This window comes from Paenibacillus sp. DP01 (genome assembly GCF_044784315.1).
GTDB classification, from domain to species: domain Bacteria; phylum Bacillota; class Bacilli; order Paenibacillales; family Paenibacillaceae; genus Paenibacillus; species Paenibacillus polymyxa.
Window position 1 is genome coordinate 329,077 of record NZ_CP173059.1, and the last position, 19,152, is coordinate 348,228.

Here is a 19,152-nt window from a genome sequence, read left to right on the forward strand (position 1 = left end):
TTCATGTAAATAGTAGACCGGGCCATAGGCTCGGTCTCTTTACTGCTTTTGGTAGATGAACTATACTTTTGAGGATCAATCTAAGATGACCTCAGAGTAATTTCATGTGGAAAAGAGGAAGCGATTTGAGCCTACTTAGTTCAATATTGGTTGGAATTGTAGCGCTGGAGCACGTGTACATTTTAGTATTGGAAATGTTTTTGTGGACGACTCCACGCGCGATGCGTACGTTCGGTACCTCGAAGGAACTGGCAGGAGTGACCAAATCCTTGGCAGCCAATCAGGGGCTGTATAACGGATTTCTGGCTGCTGGATTGGTGTGGGGCTTGATCTATCCCGATCCTGTGATCGGGCAGCAAATCGAATTATTTTTTGTCATTTGCGTAGTAGTGGCTGCAGTGTATGGTGCATTAACGGCTAATAAGTCTATTTTATTAAAGCAAGGTCTGCCTGCCATCTTGGCATTAATCAGTTTGCTGGTCTTCTAAAAGACGCCCTTAACGGGTGTCTTTTTTGCTAATTCGATCACATAATGTCTGCAATGCTAATGACAAGGGGAATAAACAGTTTTTGAACGATTGTAAATCCGACTATTCCGATTTATAATATTTTTCAATACATACTTAAAGAATTTGGAGGCTAGAGCGATGCGTCGTAATTTGACAGGTATATTCGTATTCATCGTATTAATGTTGGTAGTAAGTGCATGCTCCGGCGGAAATTCGGGATCTTCGTCTGCGACGAATGGTAGTGCGTCTGGCACAGATGCAACTACAGCCGATAACGGACAGCCCAAAGATGGTGGCAGCCTGATTATCGGCGTGCAAGCCGATCCGGTGGTGCTGAATCCGAACTATGCGGGTGACCGGGTAAGTCTGACGATAGATCAAGCGATATTTGCACCTTTGTTCCAAGTGAACAATGGCAAGAAGACGTTTTATTTGGCAGATAGCCTGACTCCTTCGGCAGACAAGTTGACCTATACACTAAAACTGAAAAAGGATCTGACTTGGCATGATGGCGAGAAGCTGACAGCTGACGATGTCGTTTTCACGATTAACAAAATTTTAGATGAGAAGCAGCACAGCTTCTTGAGAAGTAATTTTATGGTCAACGGCAAGCCGGTACAGGCGAGCAAGGTTGATGATACGACGGTGGACTTCAAGCTTCCTCAGCCAGCCCCAGCTTTTGAGGCGGCCCTGGTACAGGTATCCCCGATTCCGAAGCACATTTTTGAGAATGAAGCGGATATTGAGAAAAGCACGAAAAACAACACTCCGGTTGGATCAGGTCCTTTCAAATTTAAAGAGTACAAAACTGGCGAGTACGTTACACTTGAACGGTTCGATAACTATTTTGGCGGCAAGCCGCATCTGGATTCTGTGACATATCGAATTGTTAAAGATTCGAATGCTGCCAATTTAGCCCTGCAAAATGGTGAAATCAATGTAAACTATCTCGACCCACAAAACGTAGACACCATTAAAGCGACAGATAAGTTTGACATTTTCCCTTACAGCGAAGGCCGCTTGGCTTACCTGATGTTTAATGAAAACAGTGATACAAAGCAGTTGAACAAAAAAGAAGTACGTCAGGCGCTTTCTTATGCACTGAATCAGGATGAATTGATCCAGGTATCGTATGGCTCCAAAGATTATGCAGATACTGCAAAGTCCGCTTTGACACAGGATGTACTGTATCACACGAATGATGTTGCATTTTTCAATAATGATGTGAACAAGGCGAAGGAGCTGCTGAAATCGGCCGGCGCTGAAGGGCTGAAGCTGCGCATTATCATTCCGGGCGGCAACAAGGTTCAGGAAGCACAGGCGCTGTATATCCAGCAGAAGTTCAAGGATATTGGCGTTCAGCTGGATGTGAACAGTATGGATTCCTCAGCGTGGTCGCAAAAATTCGTTGATACGAATGCCAAGGATTTCGATCTGGCGATCAGCGGCTATATCATGGGGTATGACCCTGATGCGTATCGTATTTTGTATAGCACGGGATCGTCCTCCAACTATTCGCATTATTCTAATAAAGAAGTAGATAAGTTGTTGGAAGAGGGCGCGGGTGAGTCGGATACGACTAAACGTGGAGAAATTTATAAAAAGGTACAAGAAATTTTGGCTGATGATGCGGTTATCTACCCAATTGCATACACCAAAACGATTGTGGCCTTCGACAAGCAGTATGGCGGTATTGATCAGGCTGTGTTGAAGCCGGTCGTGATTTTCGAGGATTTGTCCAAAATTTATCACAAATAAGACAGGGTTTTCAAAAAATAAGCTGGGGTAACCAGCTTATTTTTTTCGAAAACAGCAAGGGGAAGGAAAACGTATGAGACAACTCATCGCCAGAAGGTTGCTGCAAGTTATACCGATGCTATTTTTTGTGTCCATCGTCTGCTTCGGCTTGATCAAGCTGGCTCCAGGTGATCCGGTTCTCTCTTTTGTTACACCGAATATGCATCTGGAAGATATTGAAAGAATGAGGCATAGCTTGGGGCTGGACCAGCCCGCTTATGTACAGTACATATTATGGCTTAAAAAAAGCCTGACAGGAGATCTAGGTTATTCGCTAATTAATCATCAGCCTGTACTGGATCAGATTCTCGACCGTCTCCCGGCGACAGCGGGGTTAATGGGCGCCTCCATCATACTCGCTGTGTTGATTGCAATTCCACTTGGTTTGATTGCTGCGGCCAATCGGAATCGCTGGATCGACAAGCTCATTAATTTAATGTCGTACATCGGTATTTCAGTCCCATTGTTTTGGCTTGGCATTTTGCTTATTTATCTGTTTGCAATTTATTTGCATTGGCTTCCAAGTACAGGGATGCGTACGATCGGAACGGATTCGGTGCTGGATGTGATCAAGCATGGCATTTTGCCATGTTTTGTACTGGCCTTTGGCTTTCTATCTGTCTATGTGAGGTACATCCGTTCCAGCACGATTACGCAGCTTAAGGAAGAGTACGTGCAGATTCAATACGCGTTCGGGTCTGGACAACGACTGGTTTTGTTTCGACACGTGCTCAAGCATGTGCTGCTGCCCATCATTACGCTGCTTGGTATGTCGGTTGCGGACCTGGTGGCGGGAGCCATTGTGACGGAGACGGTATTTTCCTGGCCGGGCATTGGCTCGCTGGGTATGACGGCTGTAAAAGGAATGGATTATCCCGTCATTATGGGGATTACTTTATTTTCCGCTTTGCTGCTGATCCTGGGCAATCTGCTGGCAGATATCTTGTACAGCATGGCGGACCCGAGAATTAAATCAACGAGGTGAAAACATGAATCGGAGCAAATGGCGCAACATCGGGATCGAGCTGATGACGAGCAAAATGGGCGCCGTCGCCCTCATACTATTGATCGTATTCTCGCTGGGAGCGATTTTCGCATTTTTATCACCGCAGGACCCGAATAAGCTGAACGTACTGGAGCGCCTCCAACCACCCGGAGGCGCACACTGGTTTGGAACGGACGATTACGGTCGGGACTATTTTACAAGAGCGCTGTATGGCGGTCGTGTATCATTGCTGGTTGGCTTTGCGTCTATGATTATTGCGACCAGTATTGGTGCAGTGGTAGGCATTGTGAGCGGCTATTTTGGCGGGTGGATTGACAACCTGCTTATGCGGATTTTGGAGCTAATCATGTCGATTCCGTCTTTTCTGGTTATATTGCTGCTTAGTGTGTTTTTGAAGCCAGGCGTTGGCAATATCATTGTCATTATCGCCCTGCTCATGTGGATGAATATCGCCCGGGTGGTGCGGGCAGAGACGATGACGCTGCGCGAACGGGAGTATGTACTATACGCTAAGGCTTCAGGACAAAGTACATTTGGCATTATCCTGAAGCACATCGTTCCCAATCTGATTCCAGTCATTATCGTAGGAGCGACGAACAATATCGCTTCAGCCATTATGATGGAATCATCACTGAGCTTTCTCGGCTTTGGTGTTCAACTGCCGAACGCTACGTGGGGCAGTATGCTGAATAATGCCCAAGGTTATATTGCACAGGCACCATATATGGCATTGTTTCCGGGACTGCTTATTTTACTGACCGTGTTGAGCTTTAATGTACTGGGAGATGTACTGCGTGTAGGCTTTGAGCCCAAATTAGTAAAACGGTGATTTACAGCATAGATCCATTAACAATGGCTCCAGGAGCGACAGGAAGGGGCGAAAACACAATGACAGAACATCTGCTGTCCGTCGAACAGCTGGAGGTCTCGTTTTTCACTCGTGAGGGGGAGAATCAGGCCGTTCGAGGGGTTAGCTTTCATATTGATGCTGGAGAAACGGTAGGAATTGTAGGAGAATCCGGTAGCGGCAAAAGCGTTACGGCGAAAGCGATCATGTCGATGATTGCCCCGCCCGGCAAGCGGCTGAACGGCGATATCCGTTACCGTGGAGAAAGTTTGACCGCGCTGACAGAAAAACAATGGCGTAAAATACGCGGTAACCAAATCGCAATGGTGTTTCAGGACCCGATGACCTCGCTGAATCCGGTCAAAAAAGTAGGCTATCACCTGGTCGAGGTGATTCGCAGGCATCGAGGATTGAGCAAGGAAGCAGCTACGCAGGCAGCTGTGGAGCTACTGCGACAGGTAGGTATTACTGAACCGGAGCGTCGAATGAATCAATACCCGCATCAATTCAGCGGAGGGATGCGTCAGCGGGTGATGATCGCAATGGCGCTCTCGTGCAGTCCGGAACTGCTGATTGCAGATGAGCCGACTACAGCGCTGGATGTGACGATTCAGGCGCAAATCTTGGAGCTGCTCAAGACGCTCAAGCAGCAATCCGATATGGCGATTGCCCTGATCACCCATGATCTGGGCGTCGTCGCCCAGGTGTGCAGCCGTGTCATCGTAATGTACGGAGGCATGGTGATGGAGGAGGGGCGTGTGGACGATATCTTCTATCGTCCTGGGCATCCATATACGCAGGGTCTGCTGCGCTCTGTACCCCAGCGTACGAACGGCTTCCGTGAGCGGCTGGTGCCGATTGAGGGCACGCCCCCCGATCTGCTGAACTCGCCATCAGGCTGTCCGTTCATGGAACGGTGCCCGCACGCGTTTGCCCGCTGTGCGGAGCGGCCGCCGATGGTGGAGCTGCGCCCTGAGCAGCGAGCAGCCTGCTGGCTGAACGAGCCGGACGCTGTGCCTGCCGGAGTCTACGAGACGTCCGAAGCGGATCGTGCAGAGGAGGGGAATGACGGTGAATGAAGCGTTGAGAGAGGCCAACCATGTGGCGGGTGAGGATCAGCCCTTGGTGGAGGTACACCAGCTTAAGAAGCATTTTGTGACCGCAAAGGATTTGTTAGGGCGCAGCTCCGAGGTGCTCAAGGCGGTTGACGGCGTAAGCTTCCACATCAAGCGCGGCGAGACGTTCGGATTGGTTGGTGAGTCCGGTAGTGGCAAATCGACAGTTGGACGCTGCCTGACACGGTTATACGATTATACGGAAGGTACGGTACGCTTTGACGGTCAGGATATTTCCAAGCTGAATGACAAGCAGCTCAAGCCGCTACGTCGGCGTATTCAGAGCATTTTTCAGGACCCATATTCCTCGCTTAATCCGGGTATGAACGTGCTTGACCTGATTGGTGAGCCGATGGATATTCACAGATTGCATCAGGGCAGTGAGCGTAAGGATGCCGTAGTGGCTTTACTGGAGAAGGTAGGGCTGAAGCGAGAGCACCTGTACCGCTATTCGCACGAGTTTAGCGGCGGTCAACGCCAGCGGATTTCCATCGCTCGTGCCTTATCCGTGAATCCCGAGTTCATCGTCTGTGATGAACCGATTTCGGCCCTGGATGTGTCCATCCAGGCGCAGGTCATTAACACGCTGGAGGATCTCCAGCAGGAGTTCGGACTGACGTATCTGTTCATCGCTCACGACTTGTCGATGGTGCGGCATATTTCGGATCGAATCGGCGTGATGTATCATGGACGGTTGGTGGAGGTAGCCGACGCAGATGAACTGTATGAGCAGCCCGCTCACCCCTACACGCAGGCGCTGCTCTCCTCCATCCCTGTGCCTGATCCGAGAGCGGTCGGCGAGCGGCAGAATAGCTTGGCTCAACCCGACGGTTCATGGGTATGGGACAAGGATAGCAACGATGCTGGCGAGCTGAAAGAAATTAGTCCCGGACATTATGTGGCGTACCCGGTTAGCCGTTAGGTTAAGATTGGTTGTACGTGTACATAACCTATAGGAGGTAAAAAACGATGACTGAATCAACGAATAGAGTACGTATTTCCCAGTGGGACGCGCTCATGCTGGAATCTTTACGTTCATTAGGCTGGTCCCCTGAGGAACTCATCCGTCGGGTGCAGCAAAATGAGCTGCCAACGGACGGACAATTTGATTATGCGGAGCTTGCCACCGGGCTGGCGGCCAATGAACCGGAGGTGTTTGTCAGCGCGGTAACAGACGGGTATCAGATCAAGTACAATACGATCCGTGGCATTCGTACGTGGATTGCCGTGGCGCTTGGAGGTGAGCCAGAGCTGTCTCTGGAGGAAGGAAGCGAAGCTGTCACATCCGAACTGACGCAGGCCGAATATGATCGGCTGGAGCAGGTGCTGTCGTTAGGTTGGGTCATTCAGGAGGTACGGCCCGCAACTGGCGATACTGCAGGATTGTACCGCATTGTGCCTGCTGCACAGATTAAAAGTTGACTTTGTAGAGCTCGTTCTGCAAAAGCAACAGATGTGGAAGGTTGCGGTATAAATGTTACTATAAGACATAATCTTTCTGGATAATACTTTATTTCGTTTTTTTATTATGAATAAATATATATAAGGGGATTTCACCTAAATATATGCGAAATTTACATCAAGACAAAAAAATCTATTTTATATAATGGTGAAGTGTTCGGGAATTCAAAACCCCTGTGAAATATGGAGCAAAAAACTCGTTCGTGACTAATGTAGTTTATTTAAACGTAGTAGGTAGGATTCTTCTAACTGGCTATTATACCACCTAAGAGATAAGAGAGGGCGTAAAGACGAATAATCTGACTATGCAGGAAGCGCATGATCTCATATTTGCTATATGAGGAACTAATAATTGTCTAAATATTTTGCTATAGGCTAAGCCAGTATGTTTAAAATTTTTTTACCAAATTCCGAAACATTTACTGGGGAAAATAGGCGATATAATTAGGTTGATGTGAGAGTGTCTAGGCCGATTAGGTGCACCGGTTTAGGCACTCTCGCGCTTACCTATCTGCGGACAGAAGACCCCGATTTAGAAGGTGTGTGGATTGAAGCACTACGTTATTCATAATGTCTATGCGCAATAATTTAGAAAGACATAGCCTTTTTTTGGTTTATTTTTGTTCGCCTGGGATATCAATGAAGAAATTTGTTGGATCAACTAGTTTTTGTCCCTGGGTTATTTCCTTCCCATTATTGTCAATGACACTGTAACTGATTTCTCCAATGGCGGACATAAAGTTAAAATGGGCTACTCGATTTTGAATCGTAGGTCTCAGACCATCTTGTTCTAATAACTTATATGGCAAAAAAGATAGACCATTGCTTTCTTTTTTTGTTGAGTCAAAGCGTGCCGTCCATATTAATTCAACATGATCGTTGCTAGCTTTATAGAAAGAGATTACATCCATTTCCTGAATGAAAAACGAATCTGATTTACCTTCAGGAAAATAATAGTCTGTGTTTAGATTTTCGTACCCTTTGGGGGTAAATTCTTTTAAATTGCTAATTTTAGGGAGTTTGATTACTGCTCCTCTGGATACATTAAGCTTATCAGATGTATATTTCTTTTTTATTTCATTGCTTGCCTTTGCTACATATGCCGTTTGAGATTTTTGATTCCAGGAGACATACGCACCGGATGAATCGGCTATAAATCGCAGAGGCACCATAACTCGTCCGTTTCTTAAAGTTGGAGCAACAGGCAATGTAATTTTTTTTGAACCAATGGTTATATTTTTTTGTCCAACTTTCAAAATTGTTTTTTTACCACTACGATCTATTATCACTGTTTTAGTAGTATTATTCCATGTAATGGATACCTCGGGTAAACTTTGAACAGCATTTAACGGGACCATCGTAGTGCCGTGAGATTGATAAACATCATCAGAGGGGATATTCAAATTATTTACGATAATATGTACCGAAGAAGCCCATACTGCTCCCGCACTTAAAGTAAGACTCAAAACAGAAATACATGCAATTTTTGAGATGAAATTCATTCTTTTTACCTCCAAAAATGTATTTGTTGTTATAGATGGATAAAAAAGATAAATGTTGCCTCCATTTAATGATTATAACATAAAATGGATTATATGAATCAAATTCCGTGACTCTTCTTACTGTTGTAGATCCTTGTTTTAGTATCTGACAGGCTTACTTTATTCCTGATTTTCCCTTAAACCAGTGCAGTTCCGGAAATCTTGCTTCACACTCTAATTTATTAATATAAGATTGTAACATCACTTTGTTATCAGATTCTTCCGCAAAAGAGGGCTGGAAGAGGTTAGGACTGCATTCCATAGAAATTTCACGTTTGTGATCACGTCTTTCCCAATACCATATTCGCTAAGCAATTCTATAAAGTTAGCGTCTATACTGTTCAATAACTTCTAACGAAATTTACCGCCCTTATGTTCATACGTGTACATAGGGGAGGGAGTTATCAATTTAGTTAACAACCGTTAAATAGAATGAACATCCCTTCTTCTTCGCCTCTACTTCCATAGCACAATGATGGAACGCAGCGGAATCATGGTACTGCCCTGTGCATGCATACATGATGATTAGCGTAGCGGTTCATGATGTGTGCTTGCCATCTTTGATTCCGCCCACGGCTCTTACGCTCCCTGGGCTGCGTGAAATGAACGACAGGAACGTAAAGCGTTTTGGCCGGGGTGTTCTCGCCCGGCCTAAGCGTCTCTAATTATCGGCGTGAATAACGGACCAGCGGTGCGTACTGACTCTTAAGCGGGCGTTTAGAGTCACTAGCATGAGCCAGCTTCCCTGCTCGCTCCCTTACTTGCCGATCAGCGAGCCTATTTGCTATAGATACCCCGGCCGGTTAAAACCAGCCTTTAGGGTTTCAAACGGCTCATAAAAAAAGGGGTGTTCCTGGATTGATCCAGAAACACCCCTTTATCGTGACAAATTACCTTCTTTTGAGAAGTATGTTTATTTTATGAAAATTCTAAACGGATAATGTATAATAATTGTAAATGGAGTGAGAGGAGAGAACTATGCTGACGAAGCTGAAGAATCCCATTTTTCTTATTTTGATGATTTTCTTGGCTACCTTCACGGTGCGAATTGTATATAATAATCCGCCCGACTATATTTATGATTGGTTGATGGGTGCATACGCCGTTCGTTTGATTGGTCGAACGATGTACGAAAAGTATCAGAACAGTCATAGAACCAGTATTATAACCGACACGATTGTAGAACTGATTATGCTTATGATCTCACTCGGAATTATCCTATTTTTATTTATGTCACAAGAAACATGGTGGCATAAGTCGCTTTTTCTCATAGCAGAATCATATTTCCTCATTCACATCGGCATAAATTCTAAAGAAATCATAAAAAAAGGGTGGAATTGATCCACCCTCTCTTTTTGTGTGTTACTTCTTAGGCTACATCATAGGAAACTGTCGTATAGTAAGTGTAGTATCCCATTGTCGGGCCTTCATGCCATTCCATCCAAATTGTTGACACTACTTTGAATCTGTTGAACTGTCTAGGATTGTCGATAAGATTTTGCAGCAGGCCTACAAAATCCTGTCTTTCAGTATAGGTACTGATATCACGAAGAAGGGCTGCACCAGCTACAACTGTAGTAATAGCCCCAATCCATGCATAGACCACAGGCGGAAGTTTTGCCTGAATAGCTTTAGCACACATTTTAATTCCAAATGAACCGATTGCCCATCCTAATGAAGAAGCCGATTTTCCAGTATATTGTTCGACCATTTCCTTTAATTGATCTTTTGAAAGATATTGTGTGTGTTGAGAATGAACTTGTGCCATATTTAGCTACCTCCAAATTTTTTTTAGACGAGAATTGATGGAGTCGCTGACATCTAAATGGCTCCACATTTATTTGATATCAGTCTTCAATTCCCTTTCACTTATGTAGGTGATTTAAGGCTGTAAATTACAACCAAATTGCGGAAACTGCGAAGACATAACCTTTTGAGATTCATGTACTTTGCCCGATTTATCCCCTACACTTATATAGGAGTTGGGGAGTGTAACTACACAACCGCACAATGAATTTTTTTCTGATCAAAGAAAATGCCTTTTGAACTGTTTAGCCCATGCTGAAGAATGTCGAAGCAAAAACGAAATAAGCTGCTTCCGGTAGGTTCCAGAAACAGCTTTCGATAAAGGATTTCTTATTTTTTCATGATTAGTTTAAGAAGTTGGGTTTTCATACTCTGAGTAGCATCCACTTTTGGCATACGTAAAAGTTTGCTTAATCGTTTAATATCTTGATCGAAATATTGAAAGATTGCATTCATGGCCTCTACATCGGATTGGGTTTGGGCAAGTTTTACTAACTTTATAAACTCATCATCTGACATAATTCGCAAAGAGCCTTTTTCTTCCATTTGTTCACCGCCTGTTGAGTGATTTTGAGTTCTCTGGCTACCTGGGCCTCTGTTTTGTCGTTTATGTAAATTTCATAGATGACCTTTTTGCTTGTTTCACACTCTAATTTATTAATATAAGATTGTAACATCACTTTATTATCAGATTCTTCCGAAAAAGAGAGTTGGAAGAGGTCAGGACTGCATTCCATAGAAACTTCACGTTTGCGATCACGTTTTTCCCGATACTGCATTCGCCAAGCAATTCTATAAAGTTCGCGTCTATAATGTTCAATGGCTCCCAACGAAATTTACCTCCCTTATGTTCATATACGTGTATATAAGGGAGGGAGTTATCAAATTCTATTTAACAACCGTTAAATAGAATGAAGATTCCTTCTTTGTAAAAAAATATATTTTGTTTGCTGTTATTGTAACATTATCGAAAATCTCCTTTTTGCTCTTGTAGGCTGTGATAAGTGAACACCAGGGAAAATATCTTGCAGCGAAGCAAGTCATGTTCCTAGATTTCTTCAAGAACCTCCTTACTTCTCTTCAAAATTCCTAGGGATTTAGCCTTTTACAGGGGCACGACGATGGAGTGCAGCGGAATCATGGTGCTGCTCTTTGCATGCATACAATGTTGATTAACGAAGCTCCGGCGTAGCGTCTCATGATGTATGCATGCCCTCTTTGATTCAGCCCACAGCTCTTACGCTCTGTGGGCTGCGTAAGACGAACGACAGGAACGTAGAGCGCCTTGGTCGGGGTGCTCTCTCCCGGCTTAGGCGCTCTAGTTATCGGCGTGAATAGCGCCCCAGCGGTATATACTGGCTCTTAGATGGACTCTCTTCCCGCCTTAGAGCAGTAGCATGAGCCAGCCTCCCCGCTCTTGTCTTGGCTCACTCCCTTACCTACCGATCAGCCATTCTACTTGCTACAGATACCCCGGCTGGTTTTAACCAGCCTTTAGGGTTGCAACCGGCTCATAAAAAAAGGGTGCTCCTGGAATGATTCAGAAACACCCTTTTATTGCGAAAAATTACCTTCTTTTGCGAAGTATGTTTATTTTTATGAAAATATCAAATAGATAATGTATAATAATTGTAAATGGATTGAGATGAGAGAACTATGCTGACGAAGCTGAAGAATCCAATTTTCTTATTTTGATAATTTTCTTGGCTACCCTAACAGTGCGAATTGTATATAATAATCCACCCCATTATATTTATGATTGGTTGATGGGTATATACGCCATCCGTTTGATTGGTCGGATGTTGTACGAAAAATACCAAATTAAGCATAGGAGCAGTAATGTAACCGATACGATTGTAGAAGTGATTATGGTTATGATCTCATTGGGAATTATCCTATTTTTAATTATGTCACAAGAAACATGGATACATAAGTTGCTTTTTCTAATCGGTGAATCCTATTTCCTCGTTTACAGTAGCTATATTTTTAAAGAGATCATACTAAAAAATAAGGAAGTGAATTGATGAAGAATCGAACTATTAAGATTGCAGTTGTTATTGTTTTAGTACTAGCATGGGGCATTTATGGCACTTATTATTTTTTGAATTTAAAGACCTCTATTCAAAAAGCTGTGTTAGATCAGGTCGATATGGATAATGTCTACCTTCAGATCATAAGAACGCACACTAAAATTACTAATGAACCAACCGATTATAACGTGCATGTGATGGAAAAGAGTGGAGTTAAAACAATATTGGATCAATTATCTGGCATTGAGCTTAAAAAAACAAACGGAATGAATAACGGGGATAAAGTTCCTTTTTACTATACTATTATCATCCGCCCGAAAAGCAATCAGGATTCAACATCGAAGTATGAAATTACATTTAAGAATAATAAGTTAGTATCTATCTTTGATCAGGAAAAAAATAATAGGCAGGAATATATGATAACAAACGAATTCGACTACCATTCGTTCAAAAATTCAATCGATAAACCTTTCCAGAAGGAGTAGTTAGTTTGTATAAAAAAGGTCGGTTGTCAAACTCAACCGACCTTTTTCTCAGTTATTTGGGAATCATTCTTAGAAAACTTCCCATCCATTTCCGGAGTGTGCTTTTTGCACAACGCCATTACCCGAAATAAAACGGATAACGGTACCGTCTTGTAGAGTGTACTCAAGGAACGGGAATTTAATCTGATAAAGATCGTATCTTCCACCGTAAAGGGCAATTTGATTGTTGATTTTATCAATGCCCGCAATACCGTTGCTAATGACATTTTCGACTGTCGAACCCGTGCCTGAGGCAAATAGCGTAGAGGCGAGGGAAGCAATTCCCATTGCTACCCCTACTGGTGTGCTTGCAACGAAGACCAGCCCCAGAACCGTAGCTGTTATTCCTGTCAGCCCTGCTACGATTGCAGCTGTGTTGGCAGAACCACCTCTGAAATTCCCGCTCTCTAATGCGACACGTTGTGCTTCACTCATTTTTAGTAATTGATACGGACTTGCCGTTACTGTTGCTGCATACTCTCGTGATCTTGCCATAATATATCACCCTCCTGATTTTTTGTGAGGAATTGATGGAGTCGCTACCATCTAAATGGCTCCACATTCTTTGATGCTAGTCTTCAATTCCCTCTCACTTATGTAGGTGATTTAAGGCTGTAAATTACAACCAAATCATGAAAATTGCAAAGTACATAAATTTTTTAATTCATGTACTTTGCTCGATTATCCCCTACACTTATATAGGAGTTGGGGGCTGTAACTACACAACCGAATATGAATTTTTTCTAGATTAGGAAAATTCCCCTCTGAATTTGAATAGCCCCTCTAGCTAGAATAGGTGCTGGGATAAATCTTTAATTTATCCTGTATTATGTTCAAGATGTGAGAAGAGTTGAGGAGTCCTTTTCAACTTGACTACAGCAAAAGCTAAATAAGCTGCCTCTGGTAGAGTAACCACAAGCAGCTTATCGCCAAGGACACATTATTTTTTCATGATGAACTCTAGAAGTTCAGTTTTCATGGTCTGGATGGCATCCTCTTTTGGCATCCGGATAAATTTACTTAATCGTTTAATATCTGGATCGAAATATTGGAAAATTGCATTCATAGCCTCTACATCAGATTTGGTTTGAGCGAGTTCTACTAATTTCATAAACTCATCATCTGACATAAATCGTGAAGCGCCTTCTTTTTCCATTTGTTCACCGCCTGTTGTGTAATATGGAGTTCCTTGGCAACTTGGCCTTCTGCTTTATCGTTTATGTAAATTTCATAGATGACTTTTTTACCTGTCTCAGACCTTAATCTATTAATATATGATTGCATCATTATTTTGTTATCAGACTCTTCCGAAAACGAGGTTTGAAAGAGATTAGGCTTGGATTCTAAAGAAATTTCACGTTTCCGATTGCGTTTTGTACGATACTGCATTCTCCAAGCAATTCTATAAAGCTCGCTTCGGTAATCTTCGATAGCACCCATCTGAAATTTCCTCCCTTTTATTCATATACGTACATATAAGGTAGGAGTTCTCAAAATCAATATAACAACCAATTTATAGAAGTAATATTCTTTTTTTAGCGAATATAATATTATTTTGAGACTATTTGAAATTTCAGTGTAGAAACCATTGAAATTCTGTAAAGGGCTTGGGCGATATGGGAAAGCTACTACTAGAAGATCAAGTGTATGCTGGTATGGCTGATGAGCAGGAGCAAAAAGAATCATTTCCGGCAAGCGGAAGGAACCGCTGTTGCAAAAAAGAACAGATGAAGTCAAACTCTATTTTTTTATGCTATATTTTATACATAAAAAAATAGAGTTGAGGTGCAGCATGACATCAATGACGATTGTCGATCCATCCGTCAAACCAGGATTAGTGGCTTATCAGGCAAGTAATGAAGATCAGGCTGAGATTCAGGAGTTAATTTTAAAGACGGCCAGATGGCTGCACAGCAAGGGTTCCACGCAATGGGGCAAATTACTAAAAGGAGAAGATGATCACAATCTGGGTGGTGCTATTTCACGCGGAGAAGTGGTTATTTTCCGAACCTCAGACGATCATCGCTTGGCAGGCGCAGTGATCTTACAGCAGCAGCCCAGTGCTTGGGATTGTAGATTGTGGGGATTAGACGGGATGAATTCCGAGGGAGGTACCTCTGTGTATCTGCATCGTTTGGTTGTAGATCGCGATAACACGGGGAAGGGACTGGGCCGTGAGCTTATGCAGTGGATTGAGCAAGGTATCCGCTTCGCAGGCAAGGATCGAATCCGTCTGGATTGTATTGCGGGCAATGACAAGCTTAGCGGTTTTTACCAACAATGTGGCTATACTTATATAGGCGAAACAAATGGCTATAACACTTTTGAAAAGATGCTAATAAAGTCATAGAAAACGGAATCATAATTGGAGGAATACAAAAGAAGGAAGCAGGTGATCTGCATTCTTCTTTTTTTGTTGTGCAGACCTTTACGTCCTCGTGATGTCTTTCTCTTGGTTACTGTCATATCAGAGCCACTCAAAAGAAAAAAATTTATATAAAAATGAAAATGGGGATATCGCGCTTTCTCCTTCTACATATGATGATAGGGAAAGTTTTGTAAGCGCTTCAAAAAAAGGATGATATACAACCATGCGAAGCTACAGGAGGCGGTTAAGGTGGACAATTACATGAGTTGGATAAAAATTGGATTTTTCCTCAGCATTCTGTTTTTACTTGCAACGGCATGCAGCACTTCCCCCAAAATAGAGAATACAGATGGACAAAAGGTGCGGCTTGCGATGCAGGTTTGGGGTAACCCTGCGGAGGTGAAGGTGTATCAGCGGGCACTGGATGCATTTGAAAAAGAGAATCCGAATATCGAAGTTAAGCTGGTACCAGTACCGGGAGACCAATATGAGCAAAAGCTGTTGACACAGCTACAGGGAAGTCGCGGACCGGATGTCTTTTATTCATATGAGTCGACGATTGCGCGTTTGATCGGAGCAAAACAGGTGCAGCCTTTGGGTGAATTTTTAAAAAGTGAGGCAAGTGACGTGAAGGCCGAGGATTTTCCGGAAGGATTATGGGGTCCGGCCAAGCGTGATGGGGAAATCTATGGGGTCACTCCTGACTCAAACCCGATGGTCATGTACTACAACAAAAAGGTATTTAAGGAAGCAGGTGTGAAAACACCGCAGGAATACTATGATGAGGGCAAGTGGAACTGGGACGCCTTTGAGGAGGTTACATCCAAGCTGAAGGCCGCCGGAAAGCAGGGCTATATTGCGGAAAACTGGTGGGCTCACTGGTATTCATGGGTGTGGTCGAATGGTGGCCGGATCTTTGATGAACAAGGCAAGTATGTGCTGGACCACAATGAAAAGGGCAAGGAAGCGTTCGCTTTTATGTACGATATGGTGAAAAAGGGAAATGCGGTATACCTTGGCTCACTCCCAAAAGGGCAGGGGGCAGATGCCATGTTCATGTCCAATCAGGTCGGCATGCTGGCGGCAGGAAGATGGCTGGAGCCCTTGTTTAGCCAAAATAAAAGCCTCGACTTTGATTATATCTACTGGCCCTCCAACACTGGTAAAAATGAGCCTGTCGCCATCCCGGTTGCATATGTAGCTGTCAACAAAAACAGTCCGCATGTGCAAGAGGCCATGAAGCTGGCAGCTTTCTACGTCTCTGTGAAAGGGCAGGAGGCGCGGCTGGTTGAAGGTGGCAATGCCATGGGTACGCTTGCTGCCGCAGATGAGAGCATCATGAAAAAGGCGACGATTGAGCACTCGGGCTATCTGACTGAGGGACGTGATAAAGGGCATGCTTATGGTTCCGCATTGGCATATGATGCACAGGTGCCCGGGTTGAACTCCGATATCACGGAAACCATTGACCTGATGTTCCTGGGCAAGCAGGATGCTGCGACAACTATTGAGAAGTTGAACCAGATCATATCCAAGGCGGTCAAGTAAACACGGGATGCGCCGTGACCAGGGAGGAAGGTGACAAGATGCAGAAAAAGCATCAAGCGCTGTGGGGCTATCTATTTATTGGCCCCCAGTTTCTTGGTCTGTTATGTTTTTCACTGCTGCCCTTGCTGTATGCGTTTTACTTAAGCTTTGTCAATTGGGATGGTTTTGGGGTACCTTTGTTTGTCGGCTTGGACAATTTTAAAGGTCAATTATCTGATCCTGATTTTTGGAAGGCACTCATTAATACGGTGTACTATATGGTGCTGGTCATTCCGGTGGGGATTGTGTTGGCTCTGCTCGTAGCCATCGTACTCAATAAAGTGAAGGGCAGGGAAATCTATCGCTTGTTTTTTTTCATGCCTGTCGTAACCAGTTCGGTATCGGTGGGGGTCATCTGGATGTGGATACTGAATGGTGAATTTGGCATTTTAAACCACTTGCTGCGAGCGATTGGGATTGTAGGCCCGATGTGGCTTACCGATACGCATTGGGTGATCCCATCGATTGCCCTACTTAGCATATGGCTGGGACTGGGATACAACATGGTCATTTTTTTGGCAGGACTTCAGAGCATCTCCAAAAGCTATTACGAGGCAGCCGAAATTGACGGGGCCAGCAAGTTCCAGCAGCTAAGGTATATCACATTGCCGCTATTGTCACCAACAACCTTTTTTGTCACCATTATGATGGTCATCAGCTCTTTTCAGGTGTTCGATCAGGCGTTCGTCATGACAAATGGCGGACCAGCCAAAGCAAGCTATACGCTTGTGTATCACATTTACGATCAGGCATTCATTGATTTCACGATGGGAGAAAGTGCGGCAGCGGCAATGATTTTGTTCGTTATTATTCTCATATTTACACTGCTGCAATTTAAAATGCAAAAGAGGTGGGTGCACTATGGAGATTAGTTGCAGAGGCAGGATGCTCCTGCGCCATGTGCTGCTCGCTGTCGGCTCTTTAATCATGTTTTTTCCATTTCTATGGACCATCCTCAGTTCTTTAAAGGATATCTCTCAAATTTTTGTCGTTCCGCCACAATGGATTCCCGATCCGTTTGTATGGAGCAACTATCCGGCATCGCTGGAGGCCATGCCCTTCGTGCAGGCGTACATGAACAGCTTTTACATTACGTTTATCATCGTGACAGCGACGCTGATTAGCGCATCTATGGCAGCGTATGCCTTTGCTAAAATCCGTTTTCCGGGTTCGGATATATTGTTTATTTTGTTCCTCGCTACGATGATGGTTCCTAAGCAGGTAACGATGATTCCGCTTTACTTGGTGATGGATCGTATCGGCTGGCTGGATACGCATTGGTCTCTGATTGTACCTGGAGCCTTGTTTAATGCATTCGCGGTGTTTTTGCTCCGTCAATTCGTCATGGGAATTCCACGCGATCTGGAGGAAGCAGCAGTCATGGACGGGGCGGGATACATTCGCATTTACTGGAGTGTCATTCTGCCACTCATTCGTCCGGCATTGGCGGCGATCGGGATTTTCACTTTTTTGGGTGCCTGGAACAGCTTTCTTGATCCGCTGATCTATCTCAATACACCAGAGAAATTTACAGTTCCACTTTTGCTCAACAATTTCAAAGGACTATATACCGCCGATTGGTCACTGATGATGGCAGGTACCACCATCTCCGTCGTCCCGGTGCTCATCGTCTATATCATCGCCCAAAAGCAAATTATTGAAGGCATTACCTTAACAGGAATCAAGGGGTAGGGCATTTCCCTACTCCTTTTTGTGTACTTTCCGATACTGTAATGGAGTACGCCCGGTGAAATGCTTGAATACACGGCCAAAGTGAGCAATGCTGTCAAAGCCCGTCTTTTCAGCAATGGCGGTCACTTTCCAGTTTGTTTCCTTCAAATACGCCCGAGCCTGCTGGACCCGTACATCCTGAAGATACTCGACCAACGTAAAACCTGTGGTCTGCTTGAAAATGCGGCACAGATATGTGCTGCTAATATAAAAGTGTCCTGCCAGTTGCTCCAACGATAGCTTCTCGGCATAGTGGATATGCAGATACTCAATCACCGAGTACACGCGCTGCTGCTTCTCGCTGCGTTCCGGCGCTATGGTCTCAGGAGCCGCTGATTGTATGCGGCGGATTCGTATCAGTAGCTGCAGCAGCAGGCTTTGAAGATACATATATCGGTAGGCATGCTCTTGATGGTATTCATCCAGCATTTGCTGGAACAGATGCTCCAACTCGCGTTGTTCTGCTGCAGAGGGGCGAAGCAAAAAGCTTTTTTCAGGCAATAGCAGGTGATTCTGATCGCCGGATGGAGTGACAGACGTGGACGAGCCTACAAACGCTTCATCAAAGTTGATCAAAATTCGCTCATGGCTGCCGTTCCCTTTGTTACTCGTACGGTGGAAATCATGTTTGCTAATCCAGATCAGATCGCCCTTTTGTAGTGCGTATACACGCTGATTAATGTAGTAGTAACGCTCTCCTGCCAGCAGATAATAGATTTCATGCGCTTGATGGACATGGTCAGCAGACATGCTAAATGGCACCGTCCGAAGCGCTTGCTCGATAGCAAAATGGGGAGTGGCGATCATAACGACGTGCTCCTTTATGAAAA

General features: G+C 44.2%; 21 protein-coding genes. 13 read left to right on the forward strand and 8 right to left on the reverse strand.

All coding sequences use genetic code 11. The features are described from left to right. The first annotated feature begins 125 nt into the window (after positions 1-125). The 7 genes from ACH59B_RS01385 to ACH59B_RS01415 all read left to right on the forward strand — a co-directional run bounded on the left by ACH59B_RS01385 (position 126) and on the right by ACH59B_RS01415 (position 6,696). Positions 126-488: a DUF1304 domain-containing protein gene (locus ACH59B_RS01385; RefSeq protein WP_026065336.1), complete on the forward strand. Its 363-nt coding sequence runs from the start codon at positions 126-128 to the stop codon at positions 486-488. A 159-nt stretch (positions 489-647) separates the two neighbouring features. Continuing rightward, a complete protein-coding gene (locus tag ACH59B_RS01390) occupies positions 648-2,267 on the forward strand; it encodes an ABC transporter substrate-binding protein (protein WP_019685838.1) in 1,620 nt (539 codons plus the stop codon). 73 nt (positions 2,268-2,340) lie between these two features. After that, on the forward strand, positions 2,341-3,291 hold the full coding sequence (locus tag ACH59B_RS01395) for an ABC transporter permease (protein WP_016820190.1): 951 nt from the start codon (positions 2,341-2,343) through the stop codon (positions 3,289-3,291). A 4-nt stretch (positions 3,292-3,295) separates the two neighbouring features. Beyond that, on the forward strand, positions 3,296-4,141 hold the full coding sequence (locus ACH59B_RS01400) for an ABC transporter permease (RefSeq protein WP_016820191.1): 846 nt from the start codon (positions 3,296-3,298) through the stop codon (positions 4,139-4,141). A gap of 59 nt (positions 4,142-4,200) precedes the next feature. Continuing rightward, positions 4,201-5,238 carry an ABC transporter ATP-binding protein gene (locus ACH59B_RS01405; RefSeq protein WP_017425647.1) on the forward strand — a complete coding sequence of 346 codons (1,038 nt, stop codon included), beginning with the start codon at positions 4,201-4,203 and terminating at the stop codon, positions 5,236-5,238. Next, positions 5,225-6,196 (forward strand): ABC transporter ATP-binding protein, encoded by a 972-nt coding sequence (locus ACH59B_RS01410; RefSeq protein WP_172494045.1) that lies wholly within the window; start codon positions 5,225-5,227, stop codon positions 6,194-6,196. The genes ACH59B_RS01405 and ACH59B_RS01410 overlap by 14 nt, the downstream gene beginning before the upstream one ends. Positions 6,197-6,243: 47 nt before the next feature. Beyond that, positions 6,244-6,696 (forward strand): hypothetical protein, encoded by a 453-nt coding sequence (locus tag ACH59B_RS01415; protein ID WP_017425649.1) that lies wholly within the window; start codon positions 6,244-6,246, stop codon positions 6,694-6,696. 653 nt (positions 6,697-7,349) lie between these two features. Here the strand turns inward: ACH59B_RS01415 and ACH59B_RS01420 are convergent. Further along, entirely contained in the window at positions 7,350-8,237 is an 888-nt protein-coding gene (locus ACH59B_RS01420; RefSeq protein WP_017425650.1) for a copper amine oxidase N-terminal domain-containing protein, read from the reverse strand. A gap of 1,017 nt (positions 8,238-9,254) precedes the next feature. Between ACH59B_RS01420 and ACH59B_RS01425 the strand changes: the two genes are divergently transcribed. Beyond that, a complete protein-coding gene (locus tag ACH59B_RS01425) occupies positions 9,255-9,617 on the forward strand; it encodes a hypothetical protein (RefSeq protein WP_017425651.1) in 363 nt (120 codons plus the stop codon). Positions 9,618-9,645: 28 nt separating this feature from the next. On the opposite strand, the gene ACH59B_RS01430 is transcribed toward ACH59B_RS01425, so the two are convergent. The 3 genes from ACH59B_RS01430 to ACH59B_RS01440 form a co-directional block, all read right to left on the reverse strand. After that, the gene (locus ACH59B_RS01430; protein ID WP_017425652.1) at positions 9,646-10,044 is read right to left on the reverse strand and encodes a hypothetical protein; all 399 of its coding nucleotides are present in this window, start codon (positions 10,042-10,044) and stop codon (positions 9,646-9,648) included. A gap of 368 nt (positions 10,045-10,412) precedes the next feature. Next, positions 10,413-10,628 carry a hypothetical protein gene (locus ACH59B_RS01435; protein ID WP_225164831.1) on the reverse strand — a complete coding sequence of 72 codons (216 nt, stop codon included), beginning with the start codon at positions 10,626-10,628 and terminating at the stop codon, positions 10,413-10,415. Beyond that, on the reverse strand, positions 10,580-10,912 hold the full coding sequence (locus ACH59B_RS01440) for a hypothetical protein (protein ID WP_017425654.1): 333 nt from the start codon (positions 10,910-10,912) through the stop codon (positions 10,580-10,582). Before ACH59B_RS01440 ends, ACH59B_RS01435 begins: the two co-directional genes overlap by 49 nt. A gap of 1,193 nt (positions 10,913-12,105) precedes the next feature. On the opposite strand from ACH59B_RS01440, the gene ACH59B_RS01445 reads away from it, so the two are divergent. Further along, entirely contained in the window at positions 12,106-12,597 is a 492-nt protein-coding gene (locus ACH59B_RS01445; protein WP_038978234.1) for a hypothetical protein, read from the forward strand. Between the two features lie 69 nt (positions 12,598-12,666). Here the strand turns inward: ACH59B_RS01445 and ACH59B_RS01450 are convergent, their stop codons facing one another. The 3 genes from ACH59B_RS01450 to ACH59B_RS01460 form a co-directional block, all read right to left on the reverse strand. Further along, complete coding sequence (locus tag ACH59B_RS01450; protein ID WP_017425658.1) at positions 12,667-13,131, reverse strand: hypothetical protein; 465 nt, start codon at positions 13,129-13,131, stop codon at positions 12,667-12,669. A 445-nt stretch (positions 13,132-13,576) separates the two neighbouring features. Further along, positions 13,577-13,792 (reverse strand): helix-turn-helix domain-containing protein, encoded by a 216-nt coding sequence (locus tag ACH59B_RS01455; protein WP_225164832.1) that lies wholly within the window; start codon positions 13,790-13,792, stop codon positions 13,577-13,579. Continuing rightward, positions 13,744-14,076 (reverse strand): hypothetical protein, encoded by a 333-nt coding sequence (locus tag ACH59B_RS01460; protein ID WP_017425660.1) that lies wholly within the window; start codon positions 14,074-14,076, stop codon positions 13,744-13,746. Before ACH59B_RS01460 ends, ACH59B_RS01455 begins: the two co-directional genes overlap by 49 nt. A gap of 352 nt (positions 14,077-14,428) precedes the next feature. On the opposite strand from ACH59B_RS01460, the gene ACH59B_RS01465 reads away from it, so the two are divergent. From ACH59B_RS01465 to ACH59B_RS01480, 4 genes are all read left to right on the forward strand, one after another. After that, positions 14,429-14,986, forward strand: a complete 558-nt coding sequence (locus tag ACH59B_RS01465) for an N-acetyltransferase (protein ID WP_019685841.1) — start codon at positions 14,429-14,431, stop codon at positions 14,984-14,986. A gap of 267 nt (positions 14,987-15,253) precedes the next feature. Then, positions 15,254-16,552 (forward strand): sugar ABC transporter substrate-binding protein, encoded by a 1,299-nt coding sequence (locus tag ACH59B_RS01470; RefSeq protein ID WP_016820197.1) that lies wholly within the window; start codon positions 15,254-15,256, stop codon positions 16,550-16,552. Between the two features lie 38 nt (positions 16,553-16,590). Beyond that, positions 16,591-17,463 (forward strand): carbohydrate ABC transporter permease, encoded by an 873-nt coding sequence (locus tag ACH59B_RS01475; protein ID WP_031462639.1) that lies wholly within the window; start codon positions 16,591-16,593, stop codon positions 17,461-17,463. Next, the gene (locus tag ACH59B_RS01480) at positions 17,453-18,283 is read left to right on the forward strand and encodes a carbohydrate ABC transporter permease (protein WP_017425663.1); all 831 of its coding nucleotides are present in this window, start codon (positions 17,453-17,455) and stop codon (positions 18,281-18,283) included. The genes ACH59B_RS01475 and ACH59B_RS01480 overlap by 11 nt, the downstream gene beginning before the upstream one ends. A gap of 9 nt (positions 18,284-18,292) precedes the next feature. On the opposite strand, the gene ACH59B_RS01485 is transcribed toward ACH59B_RS01480, so the two are convergent. Beyond that, the gene (locus ACH59B_RS01485) at positions 18,293-19,129 is read right to left on the reverse strand and encodes an AraC family transcriptional regulator (protein ID WP_017425664.1); all 837 of its coding nucleotides are present in this window, start codon (positions 19,127-19,129) and stop codon (positions 18,293-18,295) included. Between the last annotated feature and the right edge of the window lie 23 nt (positions 19,130-19,152).